15 protein-coding genes are annotated in these 14,735 nt (G+C 69.1%); 9 read left to right on the forward strand and 6 right to left on the reverse strand.

Going from position 1 to position 14,735, the window contains the following annotated elements:
* From ACZ58N_RS20020 to ACZ58N_RS20030, 3 genes are all read left to right on the forward strand, one after another.
* A partial coding sequence (locus ACZ58N_RS20020) for a transposase (protein WP_471161465.1) occupies positions 1–387 on the forward strand: 387 nt, incomplete at its 5' end.
* A 279-nt stretch (positions 388–666) separates the two neighbouring features.
* Positions 667–924, forward strand: a complete 258-nt coding sequence (locus tag ACZ58N_RS20025) for a hypothetical protein (protein WP_471161468.1) — start codon at positions 667–669, stop codon at positions 922–924.
* 777 nt (positions 925–1,701) lie between these two features.
* A complete protein-coding gene (locus ACZ58N_RS20030) occupies positions 1,702–1,962 on the forward strand; it encodes a helix-turn-helix transcriptional regulator (RefSeq protein ID WP_471161471.1) in 261 nt (86 codons plus the stop codon).
* A 21-nt stretch (positions 1,963–1,983) separates the two neighbouring features.
* Here the strand turns inward: ACZ58N_RS20030 and ACZ58N_RS20035 are convergent, their stop codons facing one another.
* Positions 1,984–2,529, reverse strand: coding sequence for an MOSC domain-containing protein (locus tag ACZ58N_RS20035; RefSeq protein ID WP_471161474.1), 546 nt, complete (start codon positions 2,527–2,529; stop codon positions 1,984–1,986).
* Positions 2,530–3,346: 817 nt separating this feature from the next.
* Here ACZ58N_RS20035 and ACZ58N_RS20040 point away from each other — a divergent pair.
* From ACZ58N_RS20040 to ACZ58N_RS20055, 4 genes are all read left to right on the forward strand, one after another.
* Positions 3,347–3,673 (forward strand): TerD family protein, encoded by a 327-nt coding sequence (locus tag ACZ58N_RS20040; protein WP_471161477.1) that lies wholly within the window; start codon positions 3,347–3,349, stop codon positions 3,671–3,673.
* A gap of 32 nt (positions 3,674–3,705) precedes the next feature.
* Positions 3,706–4,071, forward strand: a complete 366-nt coding sequence (locus tag ACZ58N_RS20045) for a hypothetical protein (protein WP_471161480.1) — start codon at positions 3,706–3,708, stop codon at positions 4,069–4,071.
* A gap of 44 nt (positions 4,072–4,115) precedes the next feature.
* Entirely contained in the window at positions 4,116–5,135 is a 1,020-nt protein-coding gene (locus ACZ58N_RS20050; RefSeq protein WP_471161483.1) for a hypothetical protein, read from the forward strand.
* A gap of 149 nt (positions 5,136–5,284) precedes the next feature.
* Positions 5,285–5,743: a hypothetical protein gene (locus ACZ58N_RS20055; protein WP_471161486.1), complete on the forward strand. Its 459-nt coding sequence runs from the start codon at positions 5,285–5,287 to the stop codon at positions 5,741–5,743.
* A 45-nt stretch (positions 5,744–5,788) separates the two neighbouring features.
* Here the strand turns inward: ACZ58N_RS20055 and ACZ58N_RS20060 are convergent, their stop codons facing one another.
* A complete protein-coding gene (locus tag ACZ58N_RS20060; protein ID WP_471161489.1) occupies positions 5,789–6,226 on the reverse strand; it encodes a helix-turn-helix domain-containing protein in 438 nt (145 codons plus the stop codon).
* A 140-nt stretch (positions 6,227–6,366) separates the two neighbouring features.
* Here ACZ58N_RS20060 and ACZ58N_RS20065 point away from each other — a divergent pair, with 140 nt between their 5' ends.
* Positions 6,367–6,972 carry a hypothetical protein gene (locus ACZ58N_RS20065; RefSeq protein ID WP_471161492.1) on the forward strand — a complete coding sequence of 202 codons (606 nt, stop codon included), beginning with the start codon at positions 6,367–6,369 and terminating at the stop codon, positions 6,970–6,972.
* 97 nt (positions 6,973–7,069) lie between these two features.
* On the forward strand, positions 7,070–7,435 hold the full coding sequence (locus tag ACZ58N_RS20070; protein WP_471161494.1) for a hypothetical protein: 366 nt from the start codon (positions 7,070–7,072) through the stop codon (positions 7,433–7,435).
* A gap of 163 nt (positions 7,436–7,598) precedes the next feature.
* On the opposite strand, the gene ACZ58N_RS20075 is transcribed toward ACZ58N_RS20070, so the two are convergent.
* The 4 genes from ACZ58N_RS20075 to ACZ58N_RS20090 all read right to left on the reverse strand — a co-directional run bounded on the left by ACZ58N_RS20075 (position 7,599) and on the right by ACZ58N_RS20090 (position 13,581).
* The gene (locus ACZ58N_RS20075) at positions 7,599–9,263 is read right to left on the reverse strand and encodes a serine/threonine protein kinase (protein WP_471161497.1); all 1,665 of its coding nucleotides are present in this window, start codon (positions 9,261–9,263) and stop codon (positions 7,599–7,601) included.
* Positions 9,264–9,794: 531 nt separating this feature from the next.
* The gene (locus tag ACZ58N_RS20080; protein ID WP_471161500.1) at positions 9,795–9,983 is read right to left on the reverse strand and encodes a hypothetical protein; all 189 of its coding nucleotides are present in this window, start codon (positions 9,981–9,983) and stop codon (positions 9,795–9,797) included.
* Positions 9,984–10,000: 17 nt separating this feature from the next.
* Positions 10,001–10,207 carry a hypothetical protein gene (locus ACZ58N_RS20085; protein WP_471161503.1) on the reverse strand — a complete coding sequence of 69 codons (207 nt, stop codon included), beginning with the start codon at positions 10,205–10,207 and terminating at the stop codon, positions 10,001–10,003.
* Positions 10,208–10,266: 59 nt separating this feature from the next.
* Positions 10,267–13,581, reverse strand: a complete 3,315-nt coding sequence (locus ACZ58N_RS20090; RefSeq protein ID WP_471162028.1) for an RHS repeat-associated core domain-containing protein — start codon at positions 13,579–13,581, stop codon at positions 10,267–10,269.
* Positions 13,582–14,735 lie beyond the last annotated feature (1,154 nt).

Consider the following 14,735-nt stretch of genomic DNA (forward strand, 5'->3'; position numbering starts at 1 on the left):
ACGGACCTCGTCACCGACGCCCTGGCCGCAGCGGTCCGGACCCGCGGCAGCCTCGCCGGATCGATCATGCACACCGACCACGGAGCCCAGTACACGAGCAGGGCATTCGCCGAAACATGCAGGTCAGCAGGGGTCCGACGGAGCATGAGCGCGGTCGGCTCCAGCGCGGACAACGCTCTCGCGGAGTCCTTCAACGCGACCTTCAAACGCGAGATCCTCCAGGGCCGAAAGAGCTGGCCCAACGAGCGCCAGGCCCGACTCGACGCCTTCCGATGGCTCAACCGCTACAACACCCGACGCCGGCACTCCAGCCTCGGACACCGCAGCCCCATCGCCTACGAAACCGCACTCGCAACACAACCAACTACGCTGGTACCAGCCGCATAAACCGTGTTCAGGATTTCGGGGTCAAGGCCCGATCACCCGCTCGTAAATACCAGGCAGGTCGGAACTCGGCGCGGCCTGACAGCGGCCACGGGGACGAGGCCGGTCCGGCACGCACGACCCTGGATGGCAGCCGACAGGTCGACGCCAAGGCGCTACAGCCAGTCACGTTCGGGGCCGAGCCACCTGTATGGGCCGTCCGCCTGGCAGGTGGCGGCCCGGTCGGTCACCGTATGCAGTCGGGGCCAAAGAGGCCCCTTCCGCCGACGCGAGGAGATCAATGTGATCAGGAGAGCAGCACTGCTTGGCGTGGCAACAGCCGTCACGTTGCTGTTGCCCGCCGCAGCACAAGCGAGTGCGGCCGCTGTGACGAACGGTTGCACCGTGAGCGGCCAGCGCGTCACTTGCGTCAACTACGGCGGCATCAACCAGCAAAGCGACCTGCCGCGTTGGTCTGCCTACCAGTACAACCAGAACGGAATCAAGATCAACAGGTGCACTGCACGCTACCCCTGGAGAATTACCTGCATCAACTACTGAGCCTGAAAACGCACCGCGTGGCGCTGTCACATTGTCAGCGCCACGAACGTTTGACGAGAGGTTTCGGGGAACACAGATCGCGCTGGTTGACCTCGCCGGGCGGCAGGCCGGCGACGTCCTTTCGGGCAGGTGGTAGCTGATCCACGGGATCGGCCGAGTGCCCAGGACGCTGGTCCGGCACCTGGAAGCCACGATCGGCGATGGACGGGCGACAGCGACAACGAACAAGGCAGTGAAGTTCGTCCGGCTCCCACACATCCACCTCGTCGGCGGGACAGACTGCGCAGCCGAGGATGCCGGCTGTCGGCCACGCCGCGCCCTGAGCACGGCACGCGTCGACCGCACTGACGGCCGTCGGCCCGGCCGGAGTCACCTCGGCAGCAGTGGCCGGCTGGGTGGACTTGGTCGACCCACCGCCCGAGCAGGACCGGGTCTGCCTCGCCCACGCGGCCACCAACGCGGCCGTGGTGGCCTGTTACACCGCCTCCCTGCACGCCTCGGCGGCCACTCGGCGAAGGGGCGCGGCTGTTCACCGGCCGGCTTGCCGCGGCTGGTTTGACGAACGACCCCTCCGCGGGCACCACACCACCAAATGGGCCACGGCCCTGAGCGATCCGCCGGTCACCACCGCCCTCCACGCCATCCACCGCGACCCTTCAGCCCCATGGACAGTGGCGAAGCTCCCCGCGGACGCCAGGCTCTCCCCAGCACCCTTTGCCAAGCGCTTTGCGCGGCTGGTCGGCCCGCCTCCCCCCGGCCCACCTGACCTGGTGGCGGATGACCACGGCAGCACGACTGCTACGCACATCGGACGCTCCGCTGAAATCGGCCGCCGCCCAAGTGGGCTACGCATCCGAGTTCACCCTCGCCCACACGTTCAAACGCGCGCACGGGACCCAGCCGGGAACCTACTCCAGTAAGGGGCTGACCCGGAGCCGCCCCACCTGGGCACATTCAGGCGTACAGGGCCGGGACTCTCCTGTGCACGCCGACACCAGGCCGCACTCCACCTCGCCGCCATCCTCATCCGGGGTATGACAACGACCACGGAACCGGAACCTAGACCCGTTCCAGCGGGCGGTGCGGGGGTGGCGGGCACTCGACCTGGATGGAATCGTCGGGGCGGACGGTCCCCCCACGGCGGACCACGGCCATGACGCCACTCTTGAACGTGAACTCGCCGGACACGGGGTCCATGGCGAAGACCTCACCGAGTAGCCCCTTGCGAAAGTCGTTGATCTTCGAGCACGGGTTGCGCAGACCGGTCACCTCAAGCACCGCCTCCTCCCCGAGATGGAGCAGGGCCCCGGTGGGCAGGCCCAACAGGTCGATCCCGCGCGTGGTGACGTTCTCGCCGAGCTGACCTGCAGAGACCCTGAAACCCTTGAGCGCGAGTTCGTCGAAGAGTTCCTCGTGCATCAGGTGGACCTGGCGAAGGTTGGGCAGGTTCGGCTCGTAGGTCATGCGGAACTGGTGGCGGATCGTCTCACCCGCGTGAACGTCTCCTTCCACTCCAAGTCCCGTGAGCAGCCTGATGGAAACGCGGTTGGGCTTGCTGAACGAGTACCCCTCGTTGCGGCTCACCGCGGTCACCTGACCGGGCATCATGCCCTCCACTTGTCGTCTTTCTGCGGCCGGTCGATCCTAGCGGCGGTGCAAGAAGCCTGTGAGGGAGGGCGTGCAGTGAGCGGACCTCAACGGGCGGATGAGACGTGCCCGCATCCTGATCGACGCCATCCCGGCGCAGAATGCCGAAGAGACACACTCCAGCCCCGCAAGCCTGGGCGGGCACGTCGATGTCGACTTGCCCGCCGCTCCCTCTCCCCCTTTGGCTCTGAAGCCCGGGTACTGGCGGTCCCCTGAACGCTGTTCGGCCCCCCACTGCACCAGGGTGCGGCGGGGCCGAAGTCGGTCCAGCCCCCGGAGCGCTCTGGGCACAGGCCCTGACCCGCACACCCATGTCGGCACGGACTGAACCCTGAAGCCGCACCCGTGAACGGGCCACTGCTTTGTGCGGTGGCCGGGCTGTGGGAGTTGGCAGGTGCAAGGATGCCGCTATGACGATCATGACGAAGGGGGCCAACTCCCCTTTGCCCGGAGGCCCGTTCCGCATTGCCGTGGCGCGTGAGGCACGGCCGGACACACCTGCGGTGGCCGCCATGGCGGTGCTGCTGGGCGGCACGGGCCGGATCCGCGGGGTGGCTGACGTGGTGCTCGGGGACCGGACCCCGCACCCCTCACACTCGGTCCGCCACTGCGGCGGGGCGGCCGTCGGCGAGCGCCTCGCACAGGTGCTGGAGGTTGACGAGGAAGCGGTAGAGGCCGCCGTACTGCGGGTCCTGATCGTCGTCCTCGCGACGGGCGGGACGTTCGGCACGGTGCCGGGGCTGTCCATGGAGGTGTTCGTGGTGAGGGCCGGTCGGTGGCGCGGTACGAGGTCGCCGACGCGGGCGCGGAGAGCGCGCTGGTCCTCGGCGAGTTCTACCGCCGCGACGGGGCCCGGCGCTTTCGCGCGGTGGGCCAGAGTTACGACCACGGACCGGACGGGTTGGCCGCCGCACGGCATACCCGAGCACGCTCTTCCGGCAGCATCGGTGTCGGGCCCCGCGATGACCGAGGTCCGCAAGGACGACGCCGCACTCGATCGGAAACGAACCGGCCCGAGCTGGAGATGCCCATGAGCAGGTCGCGGGCCGGGTCCCAGCCGCGAGGCAGGCTTCTCTCGCGGTTTCCCTGGCGAAGTTCCTGAGGTCGGGGGTGGCGGGCCGGGACTCCCAGGCCGTGCCCACGTCCGACCCCGAGGTGTTCCACGAGATGCACGGCGAAGGTGACCGGGTCCTCTCCCGCGGCCGGCCGACCCCCAAGGGCCTTCTCATCATCGAGACGACCGTGCCCGGGGACGGGCGCTTCACCCTCACCGCCCTCGAACGTGACTGCTCGGACCGGGTCCTCATCGACACCACCACGCCCCTCCATCGGGCCGCACCCTGGCCGTCCGCGACGGGCGCGCCCTGCGGCTGCGCGTCACCGCGGAGGGCGCCTGGAGCCTGCGGGTCCTTCCGCTCGGGGCGGCCCGCCGGCTCGCCACCACCCTCTCGGGTACTGGCCCTGACGTCCTCCTCCTCGAAGGACCGGCCGCCGACCTGACCCTGGACCACCACGAGTCCCAGAAAGCTCCCTTCAAAGCGGCCATGGCCCGACCGGACCAGCTGGACCCCTGGTTGCGTACAGCGCTCACCGACGGCGACGGCCGGGCCGAGGCCACACACCAGATCCCGGCCGGGCCGCTGCTCGTCCTCATCTGCGCGCAAGGTGGTTGGAGTGCCGGGCTGACCCCCGCGCCCAGCCACCACCGCACCCCCCAAGAGGCCGACCGGGCGCACGCCTTGTCCCGGGCCACGGGTCTCTACGAAGGCCGCGGCACCCTGGAACTGATGGTGGCGAACCCGGAGCCCGGCAGACAGGCGGTGGTGGAGTTCGAGCGGATCCGGGTACCCGAGCGTCGCAGCCGGCTGTGGATTTGGCGGCTCGACGAGAAGGGCGAAGTCGATCAGCTGTGCATCCACTCCACCGCCCGGCACGCCCGGGGGCAACTGCTGGTCTTCCCGGCGGGCGAGCCCGGGGTACGGCTGAGGGTCGAAGGCTCCGGCGACTGGAGGCTACGGGTTCGGCCCATCAACACGGTCAGCGCTCTCGACGGGCATGCCGAGGGGCGCGGCCAGGCCGTGCTGCGCTACGAAGGCCCTCCCGCCCTCATCCGGGCCACGTGCGAGGACCCCGAGGACACCTTCGGCTACGTTCACACCGTGCAGGCGGACGGCGACTCGCAACGCGTCGGGCGGATCGGCCCGGCGCTTCCCATGACCGGTCCGCTCGCCGTGGGATCCGCAGGCTGGTGCCACGTCGTCGTCAAGCTCGACCACCAAGCCTCATGGAACCTCAACGTATTGCCCCTGGACCAGGCCCGCACCTTGGAGGAAAAGCTCAGCGGTCACGGCTGGGAGCTCGTGGAGATGACCCGCGGCGCGGAGGTGGAAGTCCGCATCGACCCGGGAAGCGAAAGCGAATCCATCGTTCTGACCACCCTCGACGCCCACCTGCGCCCCGAACGGCAACTGTGCGCACAGCCCGGCACCCACCGGGTCCCGCCCGGCCTGATCGCGATGCGCACCGCAGAGGAATGGCGCCTGAAAATCCGCCGATGGTCGTAAACGCGAGACCTGGCACGGGCCGGCCTTCAGGGAGGTGTGGCTCCCAGGTACCGACGCCTGATCCGGACCGCCCCATCCGGGAGTTACTCGCACCTGCTATGTCCCACTGTGGGAGGATCTGCCGGTCGGAACCAACGAAAGAGGCCACGATGCGACGAGCCCGTTTCCGCACAATCCTGACCGCGTCCGCCCTGGCAGCGGCGTCGGTGGCCGCGTCCCTGGTCGCGGCGCCGACCGCGCAAGCTGCCGGGAAGTCCTGGGGGCCGATCCACGCCCGCGTCTCCGCCGGGAACGTCGCCTCCGCCAACGGGGACTTCGCCAACAACGGCGGCGTTTACGCCACCGTCGGCGCGAACTGGCGTGACCTGCGGGCCGGGGATGGGGATCCGGTCTACGTGGAGGCCGAGTTCTTCTTCCTCAAGAACGGCAAGTGGGAGAGCGCCGGGTCCAGTCAGACCTTGCGTACCGACACCAGCGCGTCCGGTTCCCTCTCCCGGCGGTTGCGCCACGACGCGCACGGGGCGCGCGCGGTGATCAAGGTGTGTGTCGACCGGACGCGGTGGGCGGACCTGTGCTCGTCGGAGGCGGTCGTCTCGTTCAGCTACTGACTCCGGGAACGACGAAGCTCCCGCCGGCCGGCCGGCGCGGGGGTCTCATCGTGCGGCTGCCAATCGCAGGGGGCGCCACGACGGGGGCAGCGGGCGCGGGGCACCTCCCGGCACGGACGGATCCGCGGCGGACGGGTCCGGGGCGTAGCCGGTGCCCGGTTCCGACACGGCAGGCACAGGCGTGGGCGCTGGCGAGGCCGCTGGGCGGCGGGCGCGGTCCGCCTCCGTCCGGGCCGCTTCCAGGGCCCGCGGTTCGTGCTCTTCCGCCCCGCACAGCAGGGCGAGGCGGTCGACTACTACGAACTCCTCCGGGACGGTCGCGCCCGAGCAGTAGCGGTGGAGGGTGGACGCTCCGACGCTCAGCCGCCGGCCCAGCGCCTCGTCACTCCTCCCGTTCCGCGCCTTCAACGCGCGCAGGAGCCCCGCGAACTCCTCGACGGCGGCGTCCTTCGGCGTTCCACCCCCCTCGACCCCGCGTCCCACCCTTCACGTCCCTGCACGTCAGCGGGGGTGGAATGATTCCGGGACGGCTGATGAGCGTCTGATCGTTGCGGTCGGCGGGCGCCGGCCCCACGCTGGTCGAGCACCGACCGAACGAACGACCCGACGGGGGACCCACCACCATGAACAAGCTCCGCACCGCACTCGCCACCGCGGCCGCTGCCGCACTGGGCCTCGCGGCCCTCGCCACAGCCCCGGCGCAGGCCGCTGCCCAGCCCGCCTTCCTCGCCGCCTCCCAGATGCCGCCGTCGTCGACGCCGTGGACCGCCACCCAGGTCTTCAACGGCGTCCCGGAGAACGGCGGCGTCCTCTGCGCCCCCTACAAGATCCCGGCGCAGAACACCCGCTACCGCGAGTTCACAACCGAGCTCGACACCAACGGCGTCCAGGTCACCACTGTCGCCCGTACCGAGGCCGACGCCGTGAAGCTGGTCGACACCCTCCGCGGGGCCCTCGCCGGCTGCGGCCCCCTGCTGGAACAGCAGAACCCCGGCCTGCAGGCCGTCAGCGCCTCCCACGGCAAGCTCGCCGTCGAGGAAGGCGCCTGGGTCTACAGCCTGGACACCGCCGACCCGCAGATCGGTACCTCCGACATCCACCTGTTCTCCGTCGGCCGCGACGGCCGCACCGTCACCCTCATCCGCTGGGGCCGGATGGGCGACCTCAAGGACGCCCCGCTGACCGATTTCCGCACCACGACGAAGACCGCCGTCAACAAGCTCCACTGACCCGAGGGCTGACCACAGCTCGACAGCGGCGCGGCCGGAACCCGGCCGCGCCGCTGTCGTGCCCACCCGCCCCGCCGACGACGACCACCTTCCGGCCTTGGGTCACCTCCAACAGCTGCCCGTCCAGCGGACCGCCGAACAGCTTCACGTACGCGTGCCCGTCCTGCGGCCCCACCGGTCACCCGGGTCCGACCCGTACGCAGCCCGCCCCACCCACGCAACATCCACGCCCCGCAGCCCGCCACCCCACCAGGCCGCACCGGGCGGTGACGCCACGGGTCTGTCACCGCGGGACGTCTCGGCGTTCAAGCCGTGTGACGTACGCAGCCTGGTGCGCTCGACACGTGGGCGCCGACGCGGCTCACTGACCGACGAGCGGCTACCCCAGACCGTCGAGATGGTGCTCGACCCGGACGGCAGCCCCTTGGTGACCTACCTCGGGTACACGGTCCGCCGGGCATGAGTGACGCTCTCGACCTCGCATCGACCGCAGGGTCGGACCGGCGCGCTACCGGAGTCGTGACCGGCCACGGGCGACCTGCGCCATTTCGCGAAGGAGCGGGGAAGCAGGCGCGGCCGAGCGCGGGTGTCGATCAAATGCACCGAGCATCTCCCACACCGGCCGTTCAGTCGTTGCGGTTCAGGGAGCCCACCACCGTGACGGGGTCGGTGATCTCGTAGAGAAGCTGGTCGCTGCCCGAGCGCGTCAAGCGGATCTTCACCTCGGTGATGCAGGTGGAGTTCTTGGTGATCTCCTCCCGGATCTGGAGGCTCCCGGGCGATTCCTTGGTGAGGATCCAGTGACCGCTGCAGCCGAGGGACGGGTAATCGACCACCGCCACCTTCTCGCCGACCTTCCCACCGGTGTAGCTCACCTTCACCGTGTACTCCTGCGTTCCGCCCTGCCGCAGCAGCCCGCTCCACTGCCCCTCGTAGGCGAACAACTTCGCCGAGGGTGACCTCGTCGGCGCCGGCGAGCCGGGGTCGCTCGGAGGTGCCGACGCCGAGGCGGTGGCCGTTGGGGTCGGCGAGCCGGCGTCGCCGAGGGGTGACGCCGCCGAGGCGGTGGCCCTTCCAGGGTCAGCTGCCCGGTCGTCGTCCCGCCGGTTGTCATCCGGCTTCACGAGCATCAGGACGACAGCGAGTACCGCGATCGCGCTGATGGCAAGAAGTACTGGTACGAGCGCGCGGTGATGGCTGCCTCCGACGTTCGGAGGAACTACGGTCTGTCCCTGGCCGGGAGCCGGAACCGGAGTGGGCATCGGTACCGGGGCCGACATGGGGGGCGGGGGCGGCGTGAGCCGCTGCCGAGAAGGGCCGTACGCAGGAGTATGAGCCGTGGGCATGGCGTGCAACCCCTGCGGAGTGTCGACCTGGGTCCGCGGCGGGTTCTGCGGGTCGGCGAGATCGAGCAAGCGGGCACTCCGGCGCCCGATCTCCGCCGTGAGAGCCGGTGGGAGCCATGTGTTCCGCGGATCACCGGCCGTGGCCGCGGCCGCCACCTCGGCGATTTCACGCAACGGCGGGCGCTGTTCGGGGTCCTTCGCCAGACAGCGCCGCACAAGCCCGGCCACCGTCTCCGGCAGTCCCTCCAGGTCCGGATCGCCCTCAACGACACGCATCATCAGTCCGTAGCTGCTGCTCGAATCACCGAACGGATGCCGGCCCGTGGCGGAGAACGCGAGCACCGAACCGAAGCTGAAGACATCGCTGGCCTCGGTGACATGCAGTCCCCTGACCTGTTCGGGGGACATGTATCCCGGCGAACCGATCACCGCTCCGGTCCGGGTGGCGACGCTGGCGTCGGCGGCCCATGCCACCCCGAAGTCGATCACCCGGGGGCCGTCGAGGGTGAGCATCACGTTCGACGGCTTGAGATCGCGGTGCACCAACCCGCTGCCGTGGATGTTCTGCAGTGCTGCGACCAGCCCGGCGGCCAACGACCACACCGACTCCTCCGGCAGCCGCCCGCCGTGGCCCGTCACCGCTTCGTGCAGGGTGACGCCAGGAACGTAGCCCGTGGCGAGCCAGGGAATGGAGGACTCGGTGTCGAAGTCGAGGACGGGAGCCGTCCACGCACCGTCGACCCGCTGTGCCGACCGCACCTCGGCACGGAACCGCCGCCGGAACTCCTGATCATGGGCCAGCTGCGCATGGATCACCTTGACCGCGGCCATCCGACCCTGGGCGCCGCGCCCGAGGTACACCAGCCCCATGCCTCCCGCGCCGAGCCGGCCGAGCAGCAGGTAGTCGCCGATCCGTGACGGGTCCTCGGCCCTCAGTGTCTCCACGCTGATCCGCCCCCGAAACAATCGACCAATGAGCACCCACATTCTGGACCGTTGACCACCCCTGCGTACCCCACTCGGTCGTATCCGTGATCGTGGGGCGGCCTCATGGCAGACCCGCCCAGCCCCGAACGGGCCCGAGAAGGATGGTCGTTCGGCCCGAACTGACAAAGGAGCTGCTCGGCCGACGGGGCCCGGGTCGAGGGTTCCTGGAGGTACATGTCCCAGTAGGCGATGGCGCTGTCCGGCTCGGCGAAACGGCGGGTCACTGACTTGAGGGCTTCGCCAGGTCCCCGCACACGCGTCGCAGCAGCCGTCGCGTCGGCGGCGGCGAGGAAGAAGACGATGTCGTGGGCCACCTGAGCACGATGGCAGCGCGCCGAGCTCTCCGGCCACAACCACCACCACCGCAGTGAACAGGGCCGGAGCCACTCACCACAGCGATTGATGGACTCGCTTGGGCGGCGCCACCCGGGGGAAGTCGTTCTCATGCCGCCGCCCCTCCGCCGCCTTGGGCCTTGGCACGGACGGCGGCTACGGCTGGTTCTTCGCGACGTTGCGCAGGTAGGTGTGGGCGAGTGCCAGGGGGATGGTCAGTACGCCGAGGAGTATCCAGCCGCCGGAGTTGCCGGAGATGATGAGGAAGAGGGCGAGAGCCACGCCGAAGACGGCGGCGGTGGTGGCGATGGTGAGGTACCGCTTGATTCCGGCTCGCTGTTCCATCGTCCATCCGAGCCGGCTCACGGGGTCCGTGTCTTCCTGTGGCGCACGGCGGCCATGCCGATCGCGGGACCGACCAGGACAGCCGCAGGGGTGCCGAAGGCGGCTGCGGGTGTCGCGCCGGTCAGGAGCATGACGGTCGCGATGACGGCGTAGAGGGCCGCGAAGGCAAGGAGGAAGTTTCTCCATGGATGTGTGGAATGGGTGCTGCTGGTCCTGCTGGACATGTTTCTCCTTCCTTGACGCCGGTGGGGGCCGCGCTCCGCGGCCCCCACCGGGTCACTGCTTACGAGAGCCAGGCCTCGACGAGGCCGGCCGTGTTGGCGCCCGCGGCCGCGCATCCCGCCGTCGCCAGGAATCCGGTCGACGGTCCGACGGCCGCCTCGCAGGCCGCTCCGACCACGACGCCGGCCGAAAGGCTTGCGGCGCCCTGCGCGGCACCTGTTATGTCGCCGTTCACCAGATCGCGTCCGATGTCGACGACGTCGAGGGCATCACCCACGTATCCGAGTCCGTCGGCGATGCTGCCGAAGCTCAGCAGGCCGCTGGGGTCGATGCGGTTGACGGGGTCGCCCTCGGCGTAGAGGTAGGGGTTCTTCTCCTGCCCGGAGGGATCCTGCTGGGTGAAGCGGCCGAGGTTGGGGTCGTAGTAGCGGGCCTGGAGGTGATACAGACCGGTGGGGTCCTGGTAGCCGCCGGCGAACCGGTAGGGCTGGGAGACCTTCTCGGAAGTCGCCGCCCGCTGGACGCCGCGGGGGCTGTAGGAGTACGTGTTGGTCTTGGTTCCGGTGTCGTCGGCGAGGGCCACGACGCTGCCGAGCGCGTCGGTCAGGTAGTAGTAGGACTTCCCCCCGGTGGTCATGGAGTTGAGGGTGCCCCCGGGTTCCCGGTTGAATCCCATGTCGACTCCGCCGGTGGTCTTGGCGGACAGACCGAGCGGCCCGTTGTGGAAGAAGGTGTCCGCGAGCTTGATCCGCTCGCTCTGGTCGGTGGAGCCGTACTGGCCGTCGTACACCTTGCCGCCCACGGTCAGCGAGGTGAGCTGGGAGTGGTCGGACCACTTGCCGGCGGTGCGGGTTCCTTCCGGGGTGGAGGCGCCCGCCGTCTCGTTGCCGATCCTGTCGTAGGACCAGTTGGTCGAGGAGCCGTCCTTCGCCGTGATCTGCTGCGCGTCGTTGAGGCTGTAGGTGGTGCCCCTGGGGCAGCCGGGGTCCACGCCCTGGGACGTCAGGTTGCCGGCCTGGTCGTAGCAGTACTGCCAGGAGGAGTTGAGGGTGGCACCCTTCTCCTCCTTGGCGTACGAGAATCGGCCGGCGCTGTCGTAGGTGTAGGTCGTCCTGAGGCCCGCGACCGAGTCGGTGCTGGTGCGGATCTTCGCGCCGTCCTTGGTCCCGTTGAGGTAGGAGTAGGACAGGTCGACCAGGGTCCCCTTCGAGGAGGTCGCCTTGATCCTTTCCGGGCGGCCGGCCTTGTCCGGGGTCACCTCATGGACGGTACCTCCGGGGTACAGCGTCTTCTTGCGGAGGTCGTTCTCGTTGTACTCGTACTTGGTGACCTTGCCGGTCGGGTCCTTCAGCTCCTTGAGCTTGTTGACCTCGTTCCAGGTGTAGTCGATGGTGCCGGCGGGGTCCTGGTAGTAGTCGACGTTGCCCGCCGGTGTGTAGGCCAGTTTGGTCTGCGATCCGTTCTGGAGCGTGCGGATGGTCTCTCGGGACAGGGCGTCGAAGTCGTAGCGGGTCACGCCCGTACCGTCGGAGCGCTGCTTGAGATTGCCGTCGCCGTCGTATTCGTACGTGACGGTGGCGTAGTTGGAGCTGTCGATCTTCTTGATCCGGTCGCGGTTGTCGTAGGCGTACGTGATGGTGACACCGCGGCCGTCCTGTGTGCCGGCCAGTCGTCCGAGTTCGTCGTAGCGGTAGGTGGTGATGCCGAGCGGGGCGGGAGGGGTGACCCGATCCAGGTTGCCCTTGGCGTCGTAGCGGAACGACGTCGTGGCGGACTTGGTGTCGGTCAGCCGGGTCGTGGCCTTGCAACGCTGCCCTTCGAAGCCGCCGCAGGTGGCGGTGGCCGGGTTGTAGTCGAAGGACTTGTTGCCGCCGCCGGTGCCGGTGACCGCGACGGACTTGGTGTTGCCCGCCGAGTCGTAGGTGTAGTCCGTCTTCTCGTTGTCCGCGTTCGTCGACGTCTTCGGCAGGTCGGTGCCGGCCACGGTCTGGTAGCCGGCCGTCGCGGTGGCGCCGGTGGGCAGCTGCGCCGAGGTCGGGTTGTTGCGGCTGTCCCAGCCGTAGTCCGTGACGTTCGCACCGGATCCACCGACGCCCATGGCGTCGCTGGAGGTGTCGACGTTGTGGTTCGCGTCGAACGTCGTGGAGCGCTCGTGACCGAGGGCGTCGGTGACCTTGGTGACGTCCCCGTCACCGTTGTGCTCGTACCTGGTGGCATGCTGCTCAGGGTCGGTGACGGTCGTCGTCCCGGCGTCCGACCATCCCGCAGCACTGTACGAGTAGGTGTAGGTGGGGCCCGTGTGGCCGGAGCCGTTGGTGGTGGTGGCTCGGAGCATGGAGGTGACGCGGTTCTCGGCGTCGTAGGTGAAGGTGGTGACGCGCCCTTCGGGTGTGGTGATCTTTTCCAGCCGGTTGGAGGAGTCGTACCCGAACGTCGTGGCCTTGCCCTCGGTGTCCGTGGTCTTGGTGAGGTTGCCCGACGGGTCGAGGTCGAAGACCGCGGTGCGACCGGTGTTGTCCTTCGCCTGCCACTGTGACGGGTTCGTCCTGAGCAGGTCGATCGACCTGCCGGACCTGGTCTCGGTGAGCTTGAACCCCTTGTGTTCACCGCCCTCGTCGTGCTGGGTGACGGAGATGGCGCCGTTGTTGCGATCGGTGACCTTGGTCAGGGTCCCGTTCGCGTCGTAGGTGTCCTTCACGCCCGACTTGCGGTTGGTCAGGGTGTAGGTCCCGTCCGCGTTCTTCTTCAGATCCTTCGAGTAGCCGGCGGGCGTCTTGAACGTGCCGTCCGCATTCTTGGTGAACGTCAGACTGTCACCGGTCGCGTCGTAGACGACGACCTCACCGGTGAACACGTGGGCGTAGCGCTCGTACTCCTGCCACCAGCGTTGCGACACCTTGCCGTACGGCGCGTCGAACGAGTTGTAGGTACGCGCGAGCCTCAGTTTCTGACCCACGCCGGCGATTTCGAAGTCTGTCGAGGCCAACATCAGGTTGCCGGTCGAATAGTTGATTCTCGCCACCAGCGAGTCGGTGATCCGGAAGTCGGAGATCCGATGCCAGGGCACCGCACCCTGGCCTTCGGGAACATGGACCAACGGGGCCATGGCACGAGCGGTTCCTCCCTCCGACTGCGCCCGCCCCGCATCCGCGGCCGCCGACCGCACACGACGCTGTTGCGCCTGACGCCAATCGGCGCGCTCCTCGGACGGTTCACCCTCCACCTGCGCCTGGACCGGTCGATTCGCCCCGACCTGCACTGCCGGCATCGTCAGGGAGGCGCTCTGCTTTCCCCAGACCGAGGCGGGCCCGGGGCCATCGGCCGCCGGCAGGGCAAGGGCCGGAAGGGACGAGACACTCAATGCGGTCACCACCATCGCGGCGGTCAGGACGTGCCTGGTCTTGAAACGGACGCGCCGAGAAGGCGTGCCGGGAACACGCGAAGTCATGCTTCCCCCCACAGGAAGTCATCACAGCGGCCCCATCGGCCACTGGAGGCTTCGTACGCTTCCACGAGCAATGGGCCATGCCCGGAAACCAGTTCGATATCCCCGCCTGAATCGGCCAATCGGAAACTGTGTCGGTTCCTCGATCGGGCGCCCAGGGAGCAGGTTGTACGCACCGTGAGACGCCCCCGGCACCGCGGCGATCTGGCCGGAACCTTTTCCTGCATTTGACGTCCGACCCGATTCGAGAGGGCCGGAGTAGCCGACACGGCATCACGGGACACCACATGGCTCCCCGGCACGGTTCTCCCACACGCCGCAGCGGTAAGGGACCTGGCCATCCCCCTTCTGCGCAGGGCCCGCCCGTTCTGCGGGCCGGGGCGGTGGCGGGGGTCTAGGTCGGGGCAGGGTCGGGGTTGGGTCGGCGAATACCTCGGGGCCCGACTCGGTCCGCGGCTGCCGGAGAGGATGTTGCGGCTGTCGCTCGGCGGCATGGCGGCAACGGTCGGAAGCCTGTACGCGGTGCAGGACGCGACCGGCCTGTGACCGTCGGCCTGACCGGCCTGAGGATCCTTCGGGGCCTCGTAGGCTCGCGGGTGGGCATTCACACGATCGGTGAGACCGCCGACACGTTGGGAACCTCGATCGACACCGCCCGCCGTTGAGCCGACGCGGGCCGCTTCGTGTCCACGAAGGGGAACAAGCACCTGGACATCGGCCGTTCCGGCACCAGCCGCGAACTCCGGCCCGACCACGACGGACAGGAGCCCACGCCGGGCCGGGCACCGAGCCCCTCCTTCACGCGTCACACATCGACCAACGGGACTACCGTCGCCAGGAAGAACGACAAGGCCGCCGGTACGCGCACACGCACACGCACCTCGATACCGACCGGACTGCTCTGGCCGGCGCCTCCGCTCGGCTGGAGGAACGATCGCCCGGGTCCGTTGCCTGCGCTACCCGGCCCGCCGGGTGTTCCGACGCCGATGCGGACGTCCACGTCAGAGATACGGGGGATCGGCGTAGCCCGGGCCGGCTTGGGGCACGGCGCCGACCAGGACAGCGACGATGCCCAGCGTGCGGAC

This window comes from Streptomyces sp. NPDC040432 (genome assembly GCF_055595445.1).

Excerpts from the sequence above, each read along its gene's own strand:
- ACZ58N_RS20030 (WP_471161471.1), top strand. The coding sequence starts at position 1,702 with ATGACCACGGCAGCACGACTGCTACGCACATCGGACGCTCCGCTGAAA.
- ACZ58N_RS20035 (WP_471161474.1), bottom strand. The coding sequence starts at position 2,529 with ATGCCCGGTCAGGTGACCGCGGTGAGCCGCAACGAGGGGTACTCGTTC.
- ACZ58N_RS20050 (WP_471161483.1), top strand. The coding sequence starts at position 4,116 with ATGGCCCGACCGGACCAGCTGGACCCCTGGTTGCGTACAGCGCTCACC.
- ACZ58N_RS20055 (WP_471161486.1), top strand. The coding sequence starts at position 5,285 with ATGCGACGAGCCCGTTTCCGCACAATCCTGACCGCGTCCGCCCTGGCA.
- ACZ58N_RS20065 (WP_471161492.1), top strand. The coding sequence starts at position 6,367 with ATGAACAAGCTCCGCACCGCACTCGCCACCGCGGCCGCTGCCGCACTG.
- ACZ58N_RS20080 (WP_471161500.1), bottom strand. The coding sequence starts at position 9,983 with ATGGAACAGCGAGCCGGAATCAAGCGGTACCTCACCATCGCCACCACC.
- ACZ58N_RS20085 (WP_471161503.1), bottom strand. The coding sequence starts at position 10,207 with ATGTCCAGCAGGACCAGCAGCACCCATTCCACACATCCATGGAGAAAC.
- ACZ58N_RS20090 (WP_471162028.1), bottom strand. The coding sequence starts at position 13,581 with ATGGTGGTGACCGCATTGAGTGTCTCGTCCCTTCCGGCCCTTGCCCTG.